Consider the following 18,514-nt stretch of genomic DNA (forward strand, 5'->3'; position numbering starts at 1 on the left):
GCTCGAACCTATGATCAAGAAGGGGCCGCGAAGCGCGCACACACCCTGAGGAGCTGTCGATGGCCGGTCCCACGACCGAGGGGAAGAGACTCCACCGGAGCTTCGGCGGACTCGCCCTGCTCGGTGTCCTGCTGGTCGTCGCGGGCCTGGTGGGCCTCGTCTACACCGGCGTCGCCACGCTCACCTCGATGATCCTGTTCGGCTGGCTGCTGCTCGTCGGCGGTCTCGTCGGCCTCGTGCACGCCGTCCAGGCGCGCGGCACCGCGTACTTCTGGCTCGGTGTGGTGGTGGCCGCCCTCAACATCGCCGCAGGGATCGTCGTCATCAAGAACCCGGTCGGCACGGCCGAGGCGCTGACGATGTTCGCGGCCCTGCTCTTCCTCACCGGGGGAGTGTTCCGGCTGGTCGGCAGCGTCGTCGTACGAGGGCCCCAGTTCGGCTGGACGCTGCTGCAGGGCGCGTTCGGGCTGCTCCTGGGGGTGCTGGTGCTCGTCGACTGGCCGCACAGCAGCCTCTACGTGCTCGGCTGCTTCTTCTCTCTCGCCCTCCTGTTCGACGGGCTCGGGCTGGTCGCGATCGGGGTGGGCGGGAGACGGGTCGTCAGTATGGTCACGGACCAGATGAAGCCCGAAGAGGGCGCGAAGTAGTCCCCTCACCTGACGGCGTCATACGCGCTCGGTCAAATCCGATCCGTAGGTGACCATTTGTGGTCAGTGCTGTGGCTCGGACCACGCTCCTCCCGACACTCGGTACGCGAGGTCGGTGAGATGCGAGTCGAGAGCGGGTGGCGGTCCATGGAGAGCCGTGGGAGTGTTCCGGCCCGTCCCGTGCCGTACGAGGGCGTGTGGCGCTTCGACGCGCCCGCCGTCGACGTCTCGGTACCGCAGGCCCGGCACGCGGTCCGGGACCTGATCGAGCGGCAGGGCGTACCCGTCGAGGACGACATCCTCCAGGGGCTGCTGCTGATCGTGTCGGAACTGGTCACCAACGCGGTCCGGCACGCGGCGCTGCTCTCGCCCGAGCTCGCCGTCGAGGTGGCCGTCGGGGCCGAATGGATCCGGGTGGCGGTCGAGGACAACCACCCCTACCGTCCGACGGCCCTGGTCACCGACCACGCGCAGACCGGCGGACGCGGCCTGCTCCTGGTCCGTGAGATCACCGCCGAGGCGGGCGGCACCTGCGACGTGGAGCACACCGCGGGCGGCGGCAAGATCATCTGGGCGGCGCTGCCCCTCAAGACGCAGCTCTGACCGCCCCCTGCGCGGGCCGTGGCCTCACCAGCCCGCGGACGGTCCCGTCAGTTCCCTGATCGCGGGACGCGCGGCGTCGAGCACGGTCATGAACCACGCCGAGAACGGTGCGGCGGCATGCCGCTCCGCCAGTTCACCGGAGGTCACGAACGCGGTCTCGCCGACCTCGTCCTCGTCCGGCCGGAGGCGCTCCTGCACCATTCCGACGAACAGGTGGTTGAACTCCTGTTCCACCAGGCCCGACGCCGGATCGGGGTGGTTGTAGCGGACCGTGCCCGCCGCGGCCAGCAGGGAGGGCGAGACCCCCAGCTCCTCGTACGTGCGCCGGGCGGCCGCCGCGAACGGAGCCTCTCCCGGGTACGGATGACCGCAGCAGGTGTTCGACCACACGCCGGGGGAGTGGTACTTGCCGAGCGCACGGCGCTGGAGCAGCAGCCGGCCCTGCTCGTCGAAGAGGAAGACGGAGAACGCGCGGTGCAGCTGGCCGGGCGCCTGGTGAGCGGCGAGCTTCTCCGCGGTGCCGATGGTCGTGCCGTTCTCGTCGACCAGTTCGAGCATGATCGCGTCTGCTGTGCCGTTCGACGAGCTGTGCGCCGCGGTGGCTGGTGTGGTCGGCATACCCATCCTTCGCTTTGGTTCCCGGCCTCGTGCGCCGGACCCCTCGAGTGCGGTCAAGTCTGCCGTACAAAAGCCGCTTGTCCGCACTTCGGGTGCTGGCATGTCCGACCCGCCCGGCGGGGGGAGCGGGGCGGGGGCTGACTTCCCGGCGGCCCCGGAAGGCCGCCGGGAACGGATCATGCCCACCGGAACCCGCACGGTATCGCCACCGGGCCCCGGCCCGCGCCGCTCAGTGGCAGAGCCGCGCCTCGTGCTCCGCGTGCCCGCTGGGCTCCAGCTGGAAGGTGCAGTGCTCGACGTCGAAGTGGTGGCCGAGACAGCCCTGGAGGTCGTGAAGGAGCTTCTCGTGCCCGATCGAGTCCAGCATCTCCTGATGCACGACCACGTGCGCGGAGAGGACGGGCATGCCCGAGGTGATCGTCCAGGCGTGCAGGTCGTGGACGTCCAGCACCCCGGGCAGGGCCGTGATGTGGGCGCGCACCTCGTCCATGTCCACACCCTTGGGCGCCGACTCCAGCAGCACGTCGAGCGTCTCCCGCAGCAGTTTCACCGTACGGGGGACGATCATGAGGCCGATCAGCAGCGAGGCGATGGGGTCGGCTGCCTGCCAGCCGGTGGCCATGATGATGCCGGCCGACACGAGCACCGTCACCGAACCGAGCGTGTCCGCCACCACCTCGAGGTACGCACCCCGCACGTTCAGGCTGTCCTGCTGCCCGCGCACGAGCAGGGACAGGGAGACCACGTTGGCCACCAGACCGACCGCGGCGAACGCGACGGCCAGACCGCCCCTGGTCTCCGCCGGGGTGATGAAGCGGTCCACCGCCTCGAAGACCAGATATCCGCCGACCCCGAGGAGCAGCAGACAGTTCGCCAGGGCTGCCAGGATCTCCGCACGGGCGTATCCGAAGGTGCGGTTGGGGCCCGCGGCCTTGTTGGCGAAGTGGATGGCCAGCAGGGCCATACCCAGCCCCAGGGCGTCGGTCGCCATGTGGGCCGCGTCCGCGATCAGGGCGAGCGAGTCGGCCAGGACCCCGCCGACGATCTCCATGACCATGACGCCGAGCGTGATGCCCAGGGCGACGCGGAGCCGGCCCCGGTAGGCGGCGGCCGCCGTTCCCGTCGGGGGCGGCCCTCCGTGCGTGTGCCCGTGATCGTGGCCAGCCCCCATGTGAACGCCTCCGTACACCCGTCATGCCCGTCGTGCTTCCCGGGCAGCGCGGACGAGCCTCGCCCGACGCGGCCAGTGAACTACGGGGGAGGGGTAAGGGGCAACACGGCACTGAACACCGTTGTCATGTGCTCTGACCTGCGAAAACGATCGCAGGTCAGAGCGTCGCCCACGTGCCGTCCCTCACTTCGCGGCGCGTGCCTCGGGGTGGCGCAGGCACCAGCCCTCCCAGGCCGACTCGACCATCTCGCGCATGTCGCGGAGCGCCGTCCAGCCCAGCTGCCCGGCCATCCGGTCGGCCGACGCCACCGCCCTGGCCGCGTCCCCGGGCCTCGGCGGATCGACCACGGGCTCCGTGCGCAGTCCGGTGACCTCACCCACGAGCTCGGCGAGACGGCGCACGGACACACCCTCGCCCCGGCCGATGTTCACGGTGAGGTCGCCGCCCTCCGGCGTCCCGTCCAGGTGCCGGGCCACCGCGAGGTGCGCCTCCGCCAGGTCGGCGACATGGATGTAGTCGCGTACGCAGGTGCCGTCCGGTGTCGGGTAGCCGTCCCCGAAGATCCGCGGTGCCTCGCCCCGTGTGAGCCGGTCGAAGAACATCGGGACGACGTTGAAGACCCCCGTGTCGGCCAGCTCCGGCTCGGCGGCCCCGGCCACGTTGAAGTACCGCAGACAGGCCGTGGAGATTCCGTGCGCCCGCCCCGCCGCGCGGACAAGCCACTCCCCGGCGAGCTTCGTCTCGCCGTAGGGGTTGATCGGCGCGCACGGCGTCTCCTCCGTGATGAGATCCACGTCCGGGACGCCGTACACCGCCGCCGACGAGGAGAAGAGGAAACGCTTCACACCGGCCGCGACCACGGCCTCCAGCAGTACGGCGAGGCCGGTCACGTTCTCCCGGTAGTAGAGCAGCGGCTTCTCGACGGACTCACCGACCTGCTTCTTCGCCGCGAGGTGCACCACCCCCGTGACGGCGTGCTCCGCCAGGACCCTGTCGAGGACCGCGCGGTCCGACGCGGATCCCCGTACCAGGGTGACCTCCGCGGGCAGCCGCCCCGCGATGCCCGTGGTCATGTCGTCGAGGACGACGACCCGCTCCCCGGCACCCGTCATGGCCTTCGCCACATGTGCCCCGATGTAACCGGCTCCGCCTGTGATCAACCACGTCATGCCCGTCAGCTTATGCGCTGACCGGACGCGGTTTGTGGGGCGAGGTGTTGATCGACCATGATGATCGCGAACGGCGCCGCATGGTGGCCGATTCGCCCGAACGGAGCACAAACGGGTGATGAACTCGGTCTTCCGTTCATCCGATAGCCTCAGCCGACGTGCCGCCGGCCCACCCACGGGCCGCTGTGCCGCGCGCCCTTCCCGTCAGCACCAAGGAGTGAGTTCGTCTGTCGACCGCCATCCTCACCGGTGCACCGGTACCCGGCTCGTCGCTCGAGGACGATCTGAGGTCACTCGGTTTTGACGTGACTGCCGCAGCCGACGCCGGCGAGGCCGCGGAGCTGCTCGCCGCAGTCCCCGCGGGCAGGCGCGTCGCGCTGGTGGACCCACGCTTCATCGGGCACGTCCACGCCCTCAGGCTCGGACTGACCGATCCCCGTTTCGCCGCCGCGTCGATCCCCGGAGCGCTCACCGCGCAGCCCGAGGCCCGGCCGGCGCTGCTCCGTGCCCTGCGGCGCGCCGTGACCGCCGGCGGCGCGGGAGCCCCCGTCGCGTCGTCCGGTACCGACGCCGTCGCCGTAGCCGAGGACCGCACGGTCCCCGGCCGGCTGGCTGACGCGCTGGACGCGGAGGGCACCGCGGTGCAGCGCCCCGAACTCGGCTCGCTCACGGCCTCGGTTCCGGACCGCCCGGAGGAGCGGAACACCGCCCGGGCCGCCGTGGCCGCCGTCGACGACGAGGCCGTACGGCTGCGCAGCGCGGTGAAGGCCCATGACGGCTTCTTCACCACCTACTTCATCAGCCCGTACTCCCGCTACATCGCCCGCTGGTGCGCGCGCCGGGGACTCACCCCGAACCAGGTCACCACGGCCTCGCTCGTCACGGCGCTGATCGCGGCGGGCAGTGCGGCGACCGGCACCCGCGGCGGCTACGTCGCGGCCGGGGTGCTCCTGCTCCTCTCCTTCGTCCTGGACTGCACCGACGGGCAGCTCGCCCGGTACTCCCTGCAGTACTCGACGATGGGCGCCTGGCTGGACGCCACCTTCGACCGGGCCAAGGAGTACGCGTACTACGCCGGCCTGGCCCTCGGCGCCGCCCGCACCGGCGACGACGTATGGGTCCTGGCGCTCGGCGCGATGGTGCTCCAGGCGTGTCGCCACGTCGTCGACTTCTCGTTCAACGAGGCCAACCACGACGCGGTGTCCAACACGAGTCCCACCGCCGCGCTCTCCGACAAGCTCGACAGCGTCGGCTGGACGGTCTGGCTGCGCCGGATGATAGTCCTGCCCATCGGCGAACGCTGGGCCATGATCGCGGTGCTCACCGCCGTGACCGCGCCCCGGATCGTCTTCTACGCCCTGCTCGTCGGCTGTGCCCTGGCCGCCTGCTACACCACGGCGGGCCGGCTGCTGCGCTCGCTGACCCGCAAGGCGCAGCGCACCGACCGCGCCGCCCGGGCGCTGGCCGACCTCGCCGACTCGGGGCCGCTCGCCCAGGCCGTCGCCGCGGCGGTCCGGCGCCCCGGCGGTGGCTTCACCGCCCCGCTCCTCGCGTTCGTCGGAGCGCTGGTGATGGTGGGCGCGGCGGTCTTCACCCCGTACGGGGGCTGGTCCGCCGTGGGCGCCGCAGCGGTCTACGCGGTGCTCTCCGGGCTGGCCGTCTCGCGGCCGCTCAAGGGCGCCCTGGACTGGCTGGTCCCGCCGGTCTTCCGGGCCGCCGAGTACTGCACGATCCTGGTGCTGGCCGCCCGCAGTGACGTGCCGCACGCCGTTCCCGCGGCCTTCGGGCTGGTTTCGGCCGTCGCCTACCATCACTACGACACGGTGTACCGCATCCGGGGCGGCACCGGAGCGCCGCCCGGGTGGCTGGTGCGCGTCATCGGCGGACACGAGGGCCGGACCCTCGTCGTGGCCGTGCTCGCCGCCCTGCTGACCCATGGTTCAGGTTTCACCACGGCCCTCACCGCACTGGCGGCCGCCGTGGCTCTGGTGGTGCTCGTGGAGTCCATCCGCTTCTGGGTGTCCTCCTCGGCCCCCGCCGTACACGACGAAGGAGAACTCGCATGATCGGCCTCGTACTGGCTGCCGGTGCCGGACGCCGTCTGCGTCCCTACACGGACACGCTGCCCAAGGCCCTGGTGCCGGTGGACGGCGAGAAGACGGTCCTCGACCTGACGCTGGCCAACTTCGCGGCGGTCGGGCTCACCGAGGTCGCGGTCGTCGTCGGCTACCGCAAGGAGGCGGTCTACGCCCGCAAGGCCGAGTTCGAGGCCACGTACGGCGTGACTCTGACGCTGATCGACAACGACAAGGCAGAGGAGTGGAACAACGCCTACTCCCTCTGGTGCGCGCGTGAGGTCCTGAAGAAGGGCGTCATCCTCGCCAACGGCGACACCGTCCACCCGGTCTCCGTCGAGAAGACGCTCCTGGACGCCCGCGGTGAGGGCCGGAAGATCATTCTCGCCCTCGACACGGTGAAGAACCTCGCCGACGAGGAGATGAAGGTCATCACCGAGGACGGCAAGGGCGTCCGGCGGATCACCAAGCTGATGGACCCGGCCACCGCCACCGGCGAGTACATCGGCGTCACGCTGATCGAGCCGGAGGCCGCCGAGGAGCTCGCCGACGCCCTGAGGACCACCTTCGAGCGCGACCCCGACCTCTACTACGAGGACGGCTACCAGGAGCTCGTGAACCGCGGCTTCACCGTCGACGTGGCGCCCATCGGCGAGGTGACGTGGGTCGAGATCGACAACCACGACGACCTCGCCCGCGGCAGGGAGATCGCGTGCCGGTACTGACCCGCCTCATCCCGTCCCCGGTCGTCGTCGACATCCGGCGCGGCGCGATGGACGATCTGGCCGGTCTCCTCGCCGACCAGCGGATCTCCGCCTCGGGCAAGCTCGCCATCGCGATCAGCGGTGGTTCAGGGCGCGCCCTGCGGGAGAGGCTCGCCCCGGTGCTGCCGGGGGCCGACTGGTACCCGGTCACCGACGGCACGATCGACTCGGCCGTGCGGCTCGCCGACGAGATCAAGGGCAACCGCTACGACGCCGTGGTCGGCCTCGGCGGCGGCAAGATCATCGACGTGGCGAAGTACGCCGCGGCGCGCGTGGGCATGCCCATGGTGGCCGTCGCGACGAATCTGTCGCACGACGGACTCTGCTCCCCGGTCGCGACCCTCGACAACGACAACGGGCGGGGCTCGTACGGCGTCCCCACCCCGATCGCCGTGGTCATCGACCTCGACGTGATCCGTGAGGCGCCCGCGCGCTACGTGCGCTCCGGCGTCGGCGACGCGGTCTCCAACATCTCCTGCGTCGCCGACTGGGAGCTCGCCCACGAGATCCGCCGCGAGGACATCGACGGACTCGCGGCGGCGATGGCCCGGCAGGCCGGCGAGGCGGTGCTGCGCCATCCCGGAGGGGTCGGCGACGACGCCTTCCTCAAGGTCCTCGCCGAGGGGCTGGTCCTCACCGGCATCTCGATGTCGATCGCCGGGGACTCCCGGCCCGCGTCGGGTGCCTGCCACGAGATCAACCACGCCTTCGACCTGCTGTACCCGAAGCGCGCGGCCAGCCACGGTGAGCAGGTCGGCCTCGGCGCCTGTTTCGCCATGCACCTGAGGGGCGCCCACGAGGAGTCCGCCCAGATGGCTGCCGTGCTGCGGCGCCACGGGCTGCCCGTGCTGCCCGACGAGATCGGCTTCACCGCCGATGAGTTCGTGCGGGCGGTCGACTACGCCCCGCAGACGCGCCCGGGGCGCTTCACGATCCTGGAACACCTCAACCTCTCCACCGACCAGATCAGGGACGCGTACGCCGACTATGCAAAAGCCATCCATAGCTGAACTCCGTCCGGTCGTGCACCCTCCGGGTGTGAAGGACCGGCGCAGCGGCGAGCACTGGGCGGGTCGGCTCTACATGCGCGAGGTCTCGCTGCGCATCACCCGGCGCCTGGTGACCACCAAGGTCACGCCCAACCAGCTGACCTACGTGATGACCGTCGCCGGCGTGCTCGCGGCTCCGGCTCTTCTGGTCCCGGGCATCCCGGGGGCGCTGCTCGGCGTGGTCGCGGTCCAGCTCTACCTGCTCTTCGACTGCGTCGACGGCGAGGTGGCCCGGTGGAAGAAGCAGTACTCCCTGGGCGGTGTCTACCTGGACCGGGTGGCCGCCTACCTCTGCGACGCGGCGGTCCTGGTCGGCTTCGGCCTGCGTGCCGCGGACCTGTGGGGCCCCGGGCGCATCGACTGGCTGTGGGCCTTCCTGGGCACGCTCGCCGCGCTGGGCGCCATCCTCATCAAGGCCGAGACCGACCTCGTCGGCGTCGCGCGCCACCAGGGCGGACTGCCGCCCGTCAAGGAGGCCGCGTCCGAGCCGCGCTCCTCCGGCATGGCGCTGGCCCGCCGGGCGGCGGGCGCGCTCAAGTTCCACCGGCTGATCCTCGGCATCGAGGCGTCGTTCGTCATCCTGCTGGTGGCCGTGCTTGACACCGTCAGGGACGACTTCTTCTTCAGCCGTCTCGCGGTCGCGGTCATGGCCGGTATCGCCCTCCTCCAGACCGTCCTGCACCTGGTGTCGATCCTGGCTTCCAGCAGGCTGAAGTGAGCTCTCCCATGAAACTCGGCGCGGTCATCATCACCATGGGCAACCGCCCCGACGAACTCCGCGCCCTCCTCGATTCGGTCGCCGGGCAGGACGGCGACCGGATCGAGGTGGTCGTCGTCGGCAACGGCGCCCCGGTCCCCGACGTCCCCGCGGGCGTACGGACCGTCGAGCTGCCCGAGAATCTGGGTATTCCGGGCGGCCGCAACGTCGGCATCGAGGCCTTCGGCCCGTCCGGTGCCGATGTGGACGCCCTGCTCTTCCTCGACGACGACGGGCACCTGCCGAACACCGACACCGCCGAGCTCTGCCGGCAGGCGTTCGAGGCGGACCCCAGGCTCGGCATCGTCACCTTCCGCATCGCGGACCCGGACACCGGTGTCACCCAGCGGCGGCACGTGCCGCGGCTGCGTGCCTCCGACCCGATGCGTTCGTCCCGCGTCACGACGTTCCTGGGCGGTGCGAACGCCGTCCGCAGCCAGGTGATCGCCGAGGCCGGCCCGCTTCCCGGCGAGTTCTTCTACGCCCACGAGGAGACCGACCTCGCCTGGCGTGCCCTGGACGCCGGCTGGCAGATCGAGTACCGGGCGGACATGGTGCTCAACCACCCCACCACCGCCCCCTCACGGCACGCGGTCTACCACCGCATGGTGGCCCGGAACCGCGTCTGGCTCGCCCGCCGGAACCTGCCCGCGCCGCTGGTCCCCGTGTACGTCGGGGTCTGGCTGCTCCTCACCCTGGTCCGACGGCCCTCCCTGCCCGCTCTCAAGGCATGGTTCGGAGGGTTCCGGGAAGGCTGGACCACGCCCTGCGGACCCCGGCGCCCCATGCGGTGGCGTACGGTGTGGCGGCTGACCAGGCTGGGCCGGCCGCCGGTGATCTGAGAGGCTCTCCTCTGAGACCATGAGCCGTATTCATTCGTACGGGGACCCTGTCCGCCTTGGCCGCGCCCGCGACCGGCTGCGCATTGTGAAGACGAGAGTTCTTAACTGTGAGTGACACGACCCACGACGGCGGAGTTGCCCTGAGCAGCCCGCCGTCCGCCGACGAGGTCCTGAGCGCGAGCCGGCTGGCCGAGAAGTACGGCTTGACGGTGAGCGGGGCCCGGCCCGGGCTGTTCGCGTACGTCCGGCAGCTCTGGGGCCGCCGGCACTTCATCCTGGCGTTCTCGAGGGCGAAGCTGACCGCGCAGTACAGCCAGGCCAAGCTCGGCCAGCTGTGGCAGGTGGCGACACCGCTGCTGAACGCCATGGTCTACTTCCTGATCTTCGGCCTGATCCTGGGCACCAACCGGGGGATGAGCCAGGAGGTCTTCATCCCCTTCCTGGTGACCGGGGTCTTCGTCTTCACCTTCACCCAGAGCTCGGTCATGGCGGGGGTGCGGTCCATCTCCGGCAACATCGGCCTGGTCCGGGCGCTCCACTTCCCCCGGGCCTCGCTGCCCGTCTCGTTCTCGCTCCAGCAGCTCCAGCAGCTGCTGTACTCGATGATCGTGCTGTTCGCCGTGGCGGTGGGCTTCGGCAGCTACCCGTCGCTGTCCTGGCTGCTCATCCTCCCGGCGCTGGCGCTGCAGTTCCTGTTCAACACCGGCCTGGCGCTCGTCATGGCCCGGCTGGGCAGCAAGACCCCCGACCTCGCCCAGCTGATGCCGTTCATCATGCGCACCTGGATGTACGGCTCGGGCGTCATGTTCTCCATCCCGGTGATGCTGGAGGGCAAGCCGGCGTGGATCGCGGACGTGCTGCAGTACAACCCGGCGGCCATCTACATGGACCTGGTCCGCTTCGCACTGATCGACGGCTACGGCTCCGAGAACCTGCCGCAGCACGTCTGGGCCGTCGGGCTCGCCTGGGCGCTCGTGGTGGGCGTCGTGGGCTTCGTGTACTTCTGGAAGGCAGAGGAACGGTACGGCCGTGGCTGAGGAAACGTCCCAGGGGCACATCCCCACCGTGATCGCGGACGACGTGCACATCGTGTACCGGGTCAACGGCACGGGCGGAGGCAAGGGGAGCGCCACCGCGGCGCTGAGCCGGATCATGCGCCGGGGCAAGGGCGAGCCGCGCGGTGTGCGCAAGGTGCACGCGGTGCGGGGTGTCTCCTTCACCGCCTACCGCGGCCAGGCCATCGGCCTCATCGGTACCAACGGCTCCGGCAAGTCCACCCTGCTGCGGGCCATCGCCGGCCTGCTGCCGACCGAGCAGGGCAAGGTGTACACCGACGGCCAGCCCTCGCTGCTCGGTGTGAACGCGGCCCTGATGAGCGACCTGACCGGGGAGCGCAACGTCGTGCTCGGCGGCCTGGCGATGGGGATGAGCCGCGAGGAGATCCGCGTGCGCTACCAGGACATCGTGGACTTCTCGGGGATCAACGAGAAGGGCGACTTCATCACGCTGCCGATGCGGACGTACTCGTCCGGCATGGCCGCCCGGCTGCGCTTCTCGATCGCGGCCGCCAAGAACCACGACGTCCTCATGATCGACGAGGCTCTGGCCACCGGGGACCGGAAGTTCCGGGTGAGATCCGAGGAGCGGATCCGCGAGCTCCGCAAGGAGGCGGGCACCGTCTTCCTGGTCAGCCACAACAACAAGACCATCAGGGACACCTGTGACCGGGTGCTGTGGCTGGAGAAGGGCGAGCTCCTGATGGACGGCCCCACCGAAGAGGTGCTGAAGGCCTACGAACGGGAGACGGGCAAGTAGCCGTCGACATCCGTGGCCCCCGCCGGAGCACGGCGGGGGCCCTCGTGGGTCGGGCGTCGGCCGAGGTCCGCACGGCCGCAGGCGCTCCGGCGCGGATCTCCTCCCGGCGGATGACGTCAACTGCTCGGTGTCCGGTAAAGGTTGAAGGAGACCGAGGGGTCGCGCGGGAGGGCACCGCACCCCGGCGCGGCTCTGTGAGCTGTACAACGTAAGCTGTAACGGTGCTGATTCGCGGCAATGTGGGGCGTATGCCCCCGGCGCATCGCCCGTTGTGAGCATGTCGCACTCGGCCGGACGAGCGGCGTGTCCGAAAAGGGATGTTTTGGGTCAGCAGTGTAGAACGGGAGATATGACGGCAATGATGGAAAATCTCCAGCTCCGACGTGGTTTCGCCGTCCCCACGTCGGGTGGTACGCAGTGACCCGTCCCCAGCAGGCGTGCGCCGACGCCGCCGCCACGCTCGACAAGGCCGCGGACGAGAACTTCCCCGTGGCTCCTTTCTTCCTGCCCCGCGCCTGGCGTGACGACCTGATGGCGGTCTACGGATTCGCCCGCCTCGTCGACGACATCGGTGACGGCGACCTCGCCCCGGGCGGCGCCGACGCCCGCCACCTCGGCCTCGAACCAGGTCAGGACGAGGACCGCCTTGCCGCGCTGGACGCCCTCGAAGCCGATCTCCACCGCGTCTTCTCGCCCACCGGTGACGGCCCGCGCCACCCCCTGATGCGCGCCCTGCGCCCCACCGTGCGGCGCTGCGCGCTCACCCCCGAGCCCTTCCTCGGGCTCCTCGAGGCCAACCGGCAGGACCAGAAGGTCCGCCGCTACGAGACCTACGGCGACCTGCTGGCCTACTGCGAGCTCTCCGCCAACCCCGTCGGCCGTCTCGTCCTGCAGATCACCGGCACCGCGAGCCCCGAACGGATCCGCCGCTCCGACGCCGTCTGCACCGCCCTCCAGATCGCCGAGCACCTCCAGGACGTGGCTGAGGACCTCGGCCGCGACCGGATCTACCTGCCCGCCGAGGACATGGCACGCTTCCGCGTCGGCGAGAGGGAACTGGCCGCACCGTCAGCCGGCTCGGCCGTACGCTCCCTGGTCGCGTTCGAGGCGGAGCGCGCCCGTGCGCTGCTCGACGAGGGCGTCCCCCTGGTGGGCAGCGTCCACGGCCGGCTCAAGCTGCTGCTCGCCGGATTCGTCGGCGGAGGGCGCGCAGCCCTCGGCGCGATCTCCGCCGCGGGCTTCGACGTACTGCCCGGACCGCCCAAGCCCACCGCGCCGCGACTGCTGCGCGAGGTGGGAGACGTCCTGCGAAGAGCGCACAGAGAGGGGTGAGCCGGACCGTGGAGGGACAGACGACGTACATGTCGGCACCGGTACAGGCCGCATACAGCTACTGCGAGGCCGTCACCGGACAGCAGGCCCGTAATTTCGCGTACGGCATCAGGCTGCTGCCGTACGAGAAGCGGCAGGCCATGTCGGCGCTGTACGCCTTCTCCCGTCGGGTCGACGACATCGGCGACGGCGAACTGGACCCGGAGACCAAGCACGTCCGCCTGGAGGAGACCCGGGGACTGCTCGGCCGCATCCGGGACGGCGCCGTCGACGAGGACGACACCGACCCGGTCGCGGTCGCGCTGGCCGACTCCACGCGCCGGTTCCCGCTGCCGCTCGGCGGCCTCGACGAGCTCATCGACGGCGTGCTGATGGACGTGAGGGGCGCGACGTACGAGACCTGGGACGACCTGAAGACGTACTGCCGCTGTGTCGCGGGCGCCATCGGGCGCCTCAGCCTGGGCGTCTTCGGCACGCAGCCGGGCGCCCCCGGCGCCGAGCGGGCCGCGGAGTACGCCGACACCCTCGGTCTCGCGCTCCAGCTGACCAACATCCTGCGTGACGTCCGCGAGGACGCCGGAAACGGGCGCACGTACCTGCCCGCCGACGACCTCGCCAAGTTCGGCTGCTCCGCCGGGTTCCACCGGGCCACACCGCCGCCGGGCTCCGACTTCGCCGGTCTGGTGCACTTCGAGGTACGGCGCGCCAGGGCCCTCTTCGCCGAGGGCTACCGGCTGTTGCCCATGCTCGACCGGCGCAGCGGCGCCTGCGTGGCCGCGATGGCCGGCATCTACCGCAGGCTCCTCGACCGGATCGAACGTGATCCCGAGGCGGTCCTGCGGGGCAGGGTCTCGCTGCCCGGCCACGAGAAGGCGTACGTTGCGGTGCGCGGACTGTCGGGCCTCGACGCGCGGTACATCTCACGCCGGACGGCCCGGGGGAGGGTCTCATGACGGCCTCGGACCGATGCCCGGAACGGGCAACCCCCGGGCGCCCCGGTGCGTCCCTGTCTGCGACGACGCGGCGTGTGCCGCCGACCGACGTGGCACGGCGAAGGGAGCGGGCATGAGCGGCCGGAGCCCCGCCAACTCCCGCGCGGTCGTCGTCGGCGGCGGGCTCGCGGGCGTCACCGCGGCCCTGCGTCTCGCCGACGCGGGACTCGACGTGAAGCTGCTCGAGGGCCGCCCCCGGCTCGGCGGACTCGCCTTCTCCTTCCGGCGCGGCGACCTGTCCGTCGACAACGGCCAGCACGTCTACCTGCGCTGCTGCACGGCCTACCGCTGGTTCCTCGACCGGATCGAGGGAGCCCACCTCGCCCCGCTGCAGGACCGGCTCGACGTGCCCGTGCTCGACGTCGGCAGGGCCGCCGGGCCCCGGCTCGGACGACTGCGCCGTACCGCGCTGCCCGTCCCGCTGCACCTGGCCGGCGGACTCGCCGCCTACCCGCACATCTCACTCGCGGAGAAGGCCGGCGTCGCCCGCGCCGCGCTGGCACTGGGCCGCCTCGATCCGGCCGACCCCGCGCTCGACGGCATCGACTTCGCCACCTGGCTGCGCCGTCAGGGGCAGTCGCAGCGCACCATCGAGGCCCTCTGGGACCTCGTCGGTGTCGCCACGCTCAACGCCACCGCGCCGAACGCCTCGGCGGCGCTCGCCGCGAAGGTCTTCAGGACGGGGCTCCTCTCGGAACCGGGCGCCGCCGACATCGGCTGGGCGGCCGTGCCGCTCGGGGACCTCCATGACACCCTCGCCCGCAAGGCACTCGAATCGGCGGGCGTGGAGATCCACCTGCGTTCCCGGGTCGACTCCCTCACGCGCACCGAGGACGGCCGCTGGTCGGTCGGGACCGACGGTGAACGCTTCGCCGCGGACACCGTCGTCCTCGCGGTGCCGCAGGGCGACACCCACCGGCTGCTGCCCGACGGGGCGCTGGACGACCCGGGACGGCTGCTCGAACTGACCGACGCGCCCATCCTGAACGTCCACGTGGTCTACGACCGCAAGGTCCTGCGCAGGCCCTTCTTCGCCGCGCTCGGATCCCCGGTGCAATGGGTCTTCGACCGCACCGCGTCCTCCGGCCTCCAGGGGCACGGCCAGTACCTCGCGGTGTCCCAGTCCGCGGCACAGGACGAGATCGACCTGCCCGTCGCCGAACTGCGCCGCCGCTACGTACCCGAGCTGGAGCGGCTCCTGCCGGCGGCGCGGGGAGCCGGGATCCGCGACTTCTTCGTCACCCGCGAACGCACCGCGACCTTCGCGCCCACGCCGGGCGTGGGGCGGCTGAGACCGGGCACCCACACCCGCGCCCCCGGGCTGCACCTGGCGGGAGCGTGGACCGCCACCGGCTGGCCCGCGACGATGGAGGGCGCCGTCCGCAGCGGTTTCACCGCCGTGGACGCCGCGCTCGAGGCCCTCGGCAGGCCACACGAACATCCGCTGCAGGAGGCGGCATGAGCAGTACCACCGGAACAAGAGGAGAGTCTGTGACCCCGGCGAATCCGGCTTACGACACCGTGGCGGACCCCACGGACGTCACCGCGCTTCTGGAGCGTGGAAGGGCCCTGTCAGCGCCGGTGCTGCGAGCTGCCGTGGACCGGCTGGCGCCGCCCATGGACACCGTCGCGGCCTACCACTTCGGCTGGATCGACGCCCAGGGCCGTCCGGCCGAGGGCGACGGCGGCAAGGCCGTGCGTCCCGCGCTGGCCCTGCTGTCCGCAGAAGCGGCCGGCGCCCCGGCGGAGGCCGGGATCCCCGGAGCCGTGGCCGTCGAACTCGTGCACAACTTCTCGCTGCTGCACGACGATCTGATGGACGGCGACGAGCAGCGCCGTCACCGCGACACCGTGTGGAAGGTGCACGGCCCCGCCCAGGCGATCCTCGTCGGCGACGCGCTCTTCGCGCTGGCCAACGAGGTCCTGCTGGAGCTCGGCACCGTGGAGGCCGGCCGGGCTGCCCGCCGCCTCACCACGGCCAGCCGCAAGCTGATCGACGGCCAGGCCCAGGACATCTCGTACGAGCACCGCGAGCGGGTCACCGTCGAGGAGTGCCTGGAGATGGAGGGCAACAAGACGGGCGCCCTGCTCGCCTGCGCCGTCTCCATCGGCGCCGTGCTCGGCGGAGCCGACGACCGCACCGCCGACACCCTGGAGGCGTACGGCTACCACCTCGGCCTCGCCTTCCAGGCGGTCGACGACCTGCTCGGGATCTGGGGCGACCCCGAGTCCACGGGCAAGCAGACCTGGAGCGACCTGCGCCAGCGCAAGAAGTCGCTGCCCGTCGTCGCCGCGCTCGCCGCGGGCGGACCGGCCTCGGAGCGGCTCGGCGAGCTGCTCGCCGACGACGCCAAGAGCAGCGACTTCGACAGCTTCTCCGAAGAGGAGTTCGCCGCCCGCGCGGCACTCATCGAGGAGGCGGGCGGCCGCGAGTGGACCGCCCAGGAAGCCCGCCGTCAGCACGCGGTAGCCATCGAGGCGCTGCACGGCGTCGACATGCCGGAACGAGTGCGGGCGCAGCTCACCGAGCTCGCCGACTTCGTGGTCGTACGAAAGAGATGATCACCATCCAGATATGACTCGCAGTCGCCGGCGGGCGCCCCACGGGGCGCCCGCCGACGGAGACCCCAGCACAGCAGAGGACCAAACTGCACGAAGGGGAAGCCATGACAGCGACGACCGACGGAAGCACCGGGGCCGCGAACCTCCGCGCGGCAGCGGCGAGCGATCCGACCGAATCGACCAGTGCCGCGCCCGACATGATGGCCGTGGCGCGGCACGCCGCGGAGCGCTCGGTGGAGCACCTCCTCGGCAGGCAGGACGAGCAGGGCTGGTGGAAGGGCGACCTCGCCACCAACGTCACCATGGACGCGGAGGACCTGCTGCTCCGTCAGTTCCTGGGCATCCAGGACCCGGAGACCGTCAAGGCCGCGGCCCGCTTCATCCGGGGCGAGCAACTCGGCGACGGTACCTGGAACACCTTCTACGAGGGGCCTCCCGACCTCTCCGCCACCGTCGAGGCGTACGTCGCGCTGCGGCTGGCCGGGGACCGGCCCGACGACCCTCATATGATCCGCGCGGCCGGCTGGGTCAGGGAACAGGGCGGCATCGCGGAATCCCGGGTCTTCACCCGGATCTGGCTCGCGCTCTTCGGCTGGTGGAAGTGGGACGACCTGCCCGAGCTCCCGCCCGAGCTGATGTTCTTCCCCAAATGGGTCCCGCTCAACATCTACGACTTCGGGTGCTGGGCCCGCCAGACCATCGTGCCGCTCACCATCGTGTCCGCGAAGCGGCCGGTACGCCCCGCCCCGTTCACCCTGGACGAGCTGCACACCGACCCGGCGTGCCCCAATCCGTCCAGGCCGACCGCTCCCGCCGCCAGCTGGGACGGGGTGTTCCAGCGGCTCGACAAGGCGCTGCACCTCTACCACAAGGTCGCCCCGCGCCGGCTGCGGCGCATCGCCATGAACGAGGCCGCCCGCTGGATCATCGAACGCCAGGAGAACGACGGCTGCTGGGGCGGAATCCAGCCTCCCGCGGTGTACTCCGTCATCGCCCTGCACCTGCTCGGCTACGACCTCGACCACCCGGTCATGCGGGCCGGGCTGGAGTCGCTGGACCGGTTCGCCGTATGGCGGGAGGACGGCGCCCGCATGATCGAGGCCTGCCAGTCCCCGGTCTGGGACACCTGCCTCGCCACCATCGCCCTCGCCGACGCGGGGGTGAGTCCCGACCACCCTGCGCTCGTGAGGGCGGCGGACTGGATGCTCGGCGAGGAGATCGTGCGGCCCGGCGACTGGGCGGTCCGCAAGCCCGGACTTGCCCCGGGCGGTTGGGCGTTCGAGTTCCACAACGTCAACTACCCCGACATCGACGACACCGCCGAGGTCGCTCTGGCGCTCCGCCGTGTCCGCCACCCGGACCCGGCCAGGGTCGACGCCGCCATCGAACGCGGGGTGCGCTGGAACCTCGGCATGCAGTCGCGCAACGGCGCCTGGGGTGCCTTCGACGCGGACAACACCAGCCCTTTCCCCAACCGGCTGCCGTTCTGCGACTTCGGCGAGGTCATCGACCCGCCGTCGGCCGACGTCACCGGACACGTCGTGGAGATGCTGGCCGTCGAGGGACGGGCGCACGACCCCCGCACCCGGCGGGGCGTCGAGTGGCTGCTCGCCGAACAGGAGGCTAGCGGGGCGTGGTTCGGCCGGTGGGGCGTCAACTACATCTACGGAACGGGCTCCGTGGTGCCCGCGCTGATCGCGGCCGGCCTGCCCGCCGCGCACCCCTCGGTGCGCAGGGCCGTCGACTGGCTGAGATCCGTGCAGAACGACGACGGCGGGTGGGGCGAGGACCTGCGCTCCTACCGTGAGGAGAAGTGGATCGGCCACGGCAGCTCGACCGCCTCACAGACCGGCTGGGCGCTTCTCGCCCTGCTGGCCGCGGGGGAGCGGGAGACCAGGTCCGTCGAGCGGGGGGTCGCCTGGCTGGCCGCGACGCAGCAGGCCGACGGCTCCTGGGACGAACCCCACTTCACCGGGACCGGGTTCCCCTGGGACTTCTCCATCAACTACCACCTCTACCGCCAGGTGTTCCCCCTGACGGCCCTCGGCCGGTACGTCTACGGCGACCCCTTCGCGACCGCCACCGCCATCGGCGCCGGCACCGGCAAGGGGGCCTGA

Annotated in this window: 17 protein-coding genes; 14 read left to right on the forward strand and 3 right to left on the reverse strand. The window is 71.3% G+C overall.

The features are described from left to right. Positions 1 to 59 precede the first annotated feature (59 nt). A complete protein-coding gene (locus IA22_RS0129680) occupies positions 60 to 647 on the forward strand; it encodes an HdeD family acid-resistance protein (RefSeq protein WP_014152797.1) in 588 nt (195 codons plus the stop codon). A gap of 147 nt (positions 648 to 794) precedes the next feature. After that, positions 795 to 1,250 carry an ATP-binding protein gene (locus tag IA22_RS0129685; RefSeq protein ID WP_030125360.1) on the forward strand — a complete coding sequence of 152 codons (456 nt, stop codon included), beginning with the start codon at positions 795 to 797 and terminating at the stop codon, positions 1,248 to 1,250. Positions 1,251 to 1,274: 24 nt separating this feature from the next. On the opposite strand, the gene idi is transcribed toward IA22_RS0129685, so the two are convergent. The 3 genes from idi to galE all read right to left on the reverse strand — a co-directional run bounded on the left by idi (position 1,275) and on the right by galE (position 4,209). After that, on the reverse strand, positions 1,275 to 1,868 hold the full coding sequence (idi, locus tag IA22_RS0129690) for an isopentenyl-diphosphate Delta-isomerase (RefSeq protein WP_014152795.1): 594 nt from the start codon (positions 1,866 to 1,868) through the stop codon (positions 1,275 to 1,277). A 229-nt stretch (positions 1,869 to 2,097) separates the two neighbouring features. Further along, positions 2,098 to 3,039 (reverse strand): cation diffusion facilitator family transporter, encoded by a 942-nt coding sequence (locus IA22_RS0129695; protein ID WP_015579664.1) that lies wholly within the window; start codon positions 3,037 to 3,039, stop codon positions 2,098 to 2,100. A gap of 183 nt (positions 3,040 to 3,222) precedes the next feature. Further along, on the reverse strand, positions 3,223 to 4,209 hold the full coding sequence (galE, locus tag IA22_RS0129700; RefSeq protein WP_030125361.1) for a UDP-glucose 4-epimerase GalE: 987 nt from the start codon (positions 4,207 to 4,209) through the stop codon (positions 3,223 to 3,225). 305 nt (positions 4,210 to 4,514) lie between these two features. Here galE and IA22_RS0129705 point away from each other — a divergent pair, with 305 nt between their 5' ends. The 12 genes from IA22_RS0129705 (at position 4,515) to shc (ending at position 18,514) form a co-directional block, all read left to right on the forward strand. Next, positions 4,515 to 6,275 carry a DUF5941 domain-containing protein gene (locus IA22_RS0129705; protein WP_030125362.1) on the forward strand — a complete coding sequence of 587 codons (1,761 nt, stop codon included), beginning with the start codon at positions 4,515 to 4,517 and terminating at the stop codon, positions 6,273 to 6,275. Further along, on the forward strand, positions 6,272 to 7,009 hold the full coding sequence (locus IA22_RS0129710; RefSeq protein ID WP_015579667.1) for a phosphocholine cytidylyltransferase family protein: 738 nt from the start codon (positions 6,272 to 6,274) through the stop codon (positions 7,007 to 7,009). The genes IA22_RS0129705 and IA22_RS0129710 overlap by 4 nt, the downstream gene beginning before the upstream one ends. Then, a complete protein-coding gene (locus IA22_RS0129715; protein ID WP_014152790.1) occupies positions 6,997 to 8,058 on the forward strand; it encodes an iron-containing alcohol dehydrogenase family protein in 1,062 nt (353 codons plus the stop codon). Before IA22_RS0129710 ends, IA22_RS0129715 begins: the two co-directional genes overlap by 13 nt. Then, a complete protein-coding gene (locus IA22_RS0129720; protein WP_014152789.1) occupies positions 8,036 to 8,815 on the forward strand; it encodes a CDP-alcohol phosphatidyltransferase family protein in 780 nt (259 codons plus the stop codon). The genes IA22_RS0129715 and IA22_RS0129720 overlap by 23 nt, the downstream gene beginning before the upstream one ends. An 8-nt stretch (positions 8,816 to 8,823) precedes the next feature. After that, positions 8,824 to 9,696 carry a glycosyltransferase family 2 protein gene (locus IA22_RS0129725; protein WP_014152788.1) on the forward strand — a complete coding sequence of 291 codons (873 nt, stop codon included), beginning with the start codon at positions 8,824 to 8,826 and terminating at the stop codon, positions 9,694 to 9,696. A 107-nt stretch (positions 9,697 to 9,803) separates the two neighbouring features. Then, the gene (locus IA22_RS0129730) at positions 9,804 to 10,733 is read left to right on the forward strand and encodes an ABC transporter permease (RefSeq protein ID WP_030125364.1); all 930 of its coding nucleotides are present in this window, start codon (positions 9,804 to 9,806) and stop codon (positions 10,731 to 10,733) included. Then, a complete protein-coding gene (locus IA22_RS0129735) occupies positions 10,726 to 11,511 on the forward strand; it encodes an ABC transporter ATP-binding protein (RefSeq protein WP_014152786.1) in 786 nt (261 codons plus the stop codon). Before IA22_RS0129730 ends, IA22_RS0129735 begins: the two co-directional genes overlap by 8 nt. Before the next feature lie 417 nt (positions 11,512 to 11,928). Then, the gene (gene hpnC, locus IA22_RS0129740) at positions 11,929 to 12,843 is read left to right on the forward strand and encodes a squalene synthase HpnC (protein WP_014152785.1); all 915 of its coding nucleotides are present in this window, start codon (positions 11,929 to 11,931) and stop codon (positions 12,841 to 12,843) included. A gap of 29 nt (positions 12,844 to 12,872) precedes the next feature. Continuing rightward, positions 12,873 to 13,796 (forward strand): presqualene diphosphate synthase HpnD, encoded by a 924-nt coding sequence (gene hpnD / locus IA22_RS0129745; protein WP_179831220.1) that lies wholly within the window; start codon positions 12,873 to 12,875, stop codon positions 13,794 to 13,796. A gap of 112 nt (positions 13,797 to 13,908) precedes the next feature. Further along, positions 13,909 to 15,297, forward strand: a complete 1,389-nt coding sequence (gene hpnE / locus IA22_RS0129750) for a hydroxysqualene dehydroxylase HpnE (RefSeq protein WP_015579669.1) — start codon at positions 13,909 to 13,911, stop codon at positions 15,295 to 15,297. Then, positions 15,294 to 16,397 (forward strand): polyprenyl synthetase family protein, encoded by a 1,104-nt coding sequence (locus IA22_RS0129755; RefSeq protein ID WP_014152782.1) that lies wholly within the window; start codon positions 15,294 to 15,296, stop codon positions 16,395 to 16,397. Before hpnE ends, IA22_RS0129755 begins: the two co-directional genes overlap by 4 nt. Positions 16,398 to 16,501: 104 nt before the next feature. Continuing rightward, the gene (shc, locus tag IA22_RS0129760; protein WP_015579671.1) at positions 16,502 to 18,514 is read left to right on the forward strand and encodes a squalene--hopene cyclase; all 2,013 of its coding nucleotides are present in this window, start codon (positions 16,502 to 16,504) and stop codon (positions 18,512 to 18,514) included.

Source organism: Kitasatospora papulosa (assembly GCF_000717245.1).
Lineage (GTDB): Bacteria > Actinomycetota > Actinomycetes > Streptomycetales > Streptomycetaceae > Streptomyces > Streptomyces papulosus.

Excerpts from the sequence above, each read along its gene's own strand:
- idi (WP_014152795.1), bottom strand. The coding sequence starts at position 1,868 with ATGCCGACCACACCAGCCACCGCGGCGCACAGCTCGTCGAACGGCACA.
- galE (WP_030125361.1), bottom strand. The coding sequence starts at position 4,209 with ATGACGTGGTTGATCACAGGCGGAGCCGGTTACATCGGGGCACATGTG.
- IA22_RS0129755 (WP_014152782.1), top strand. The coding sequence starts at position 15,294 with ATGAGCAGTACCACCGGAACAAGAGGAGAGTCTGTGACCCCGGCGAAT.
- IA22_RS0129680 (WP_014152797.1), top strand. The coding sequence starts at position 60 with ATGGCCGGTCCCACGACCGAGGGGAAGAGACTCCACCGGAGCTTCGGC.
- IA22_RS0129725 (WP_014152788.1), top strand. The coding sequence starts at position 8,824 with ATGAAACTCGGCGCGGTCATCATCACCATGGGCAACCGCCCCGACGAA.
- shc (WP_015579671.1), top strand. The coding sequence starts at position 16,502 with ATGACAGCGACGACCGACGGAAGCACCGGGGCCGCGAACCTCCGCGCG.
- hpnD (WP_179831220.1), top strand. The coding sequence starts at position 12,873 with ATGTCGGCACCGGTACAGGCCGCATACAGCTACTGCGAGGCCGTCACC.
- IA22_RS0129695 (WP_015579664.1), bottom strand. The coding sequence starts at position 3,039 with ATGGGGGCTGGCCACGATCACGGGCACACGCACGGAGGGCCGCCCCCG.
- IA22_RS0129720 (WP_014152789.1), top strand. The coding sequence starts at position 8,036 with ATGCAAAAGCCATCCATAGCTGAACTCCGTCCGGTCGTGCACCCTCCG.
- hpnE (WP_015579669.1), top strand. The coding sequence starts at position 13,909 with ATGAGCGGCCGGAGCCCCGCCAACTCCCGCGCGGTCGTCGTCGGCGGC.
- IA22_RS0129685 (WP_030125360.1), top strand. The coding sequence starts at position 795 with ATGGAGAGCCGTGGGAGTGTTCCGGCCCGTCCCGTGCCGTACGAGGGC.
- IA22_RS0129710 (WP_015579667.1), top strand. The coding sequence starts at position 6,272 with ATGATCGGCCTCGTACTGGCTGCCGGTGCCGGACGCCGTCTGCGTCCC.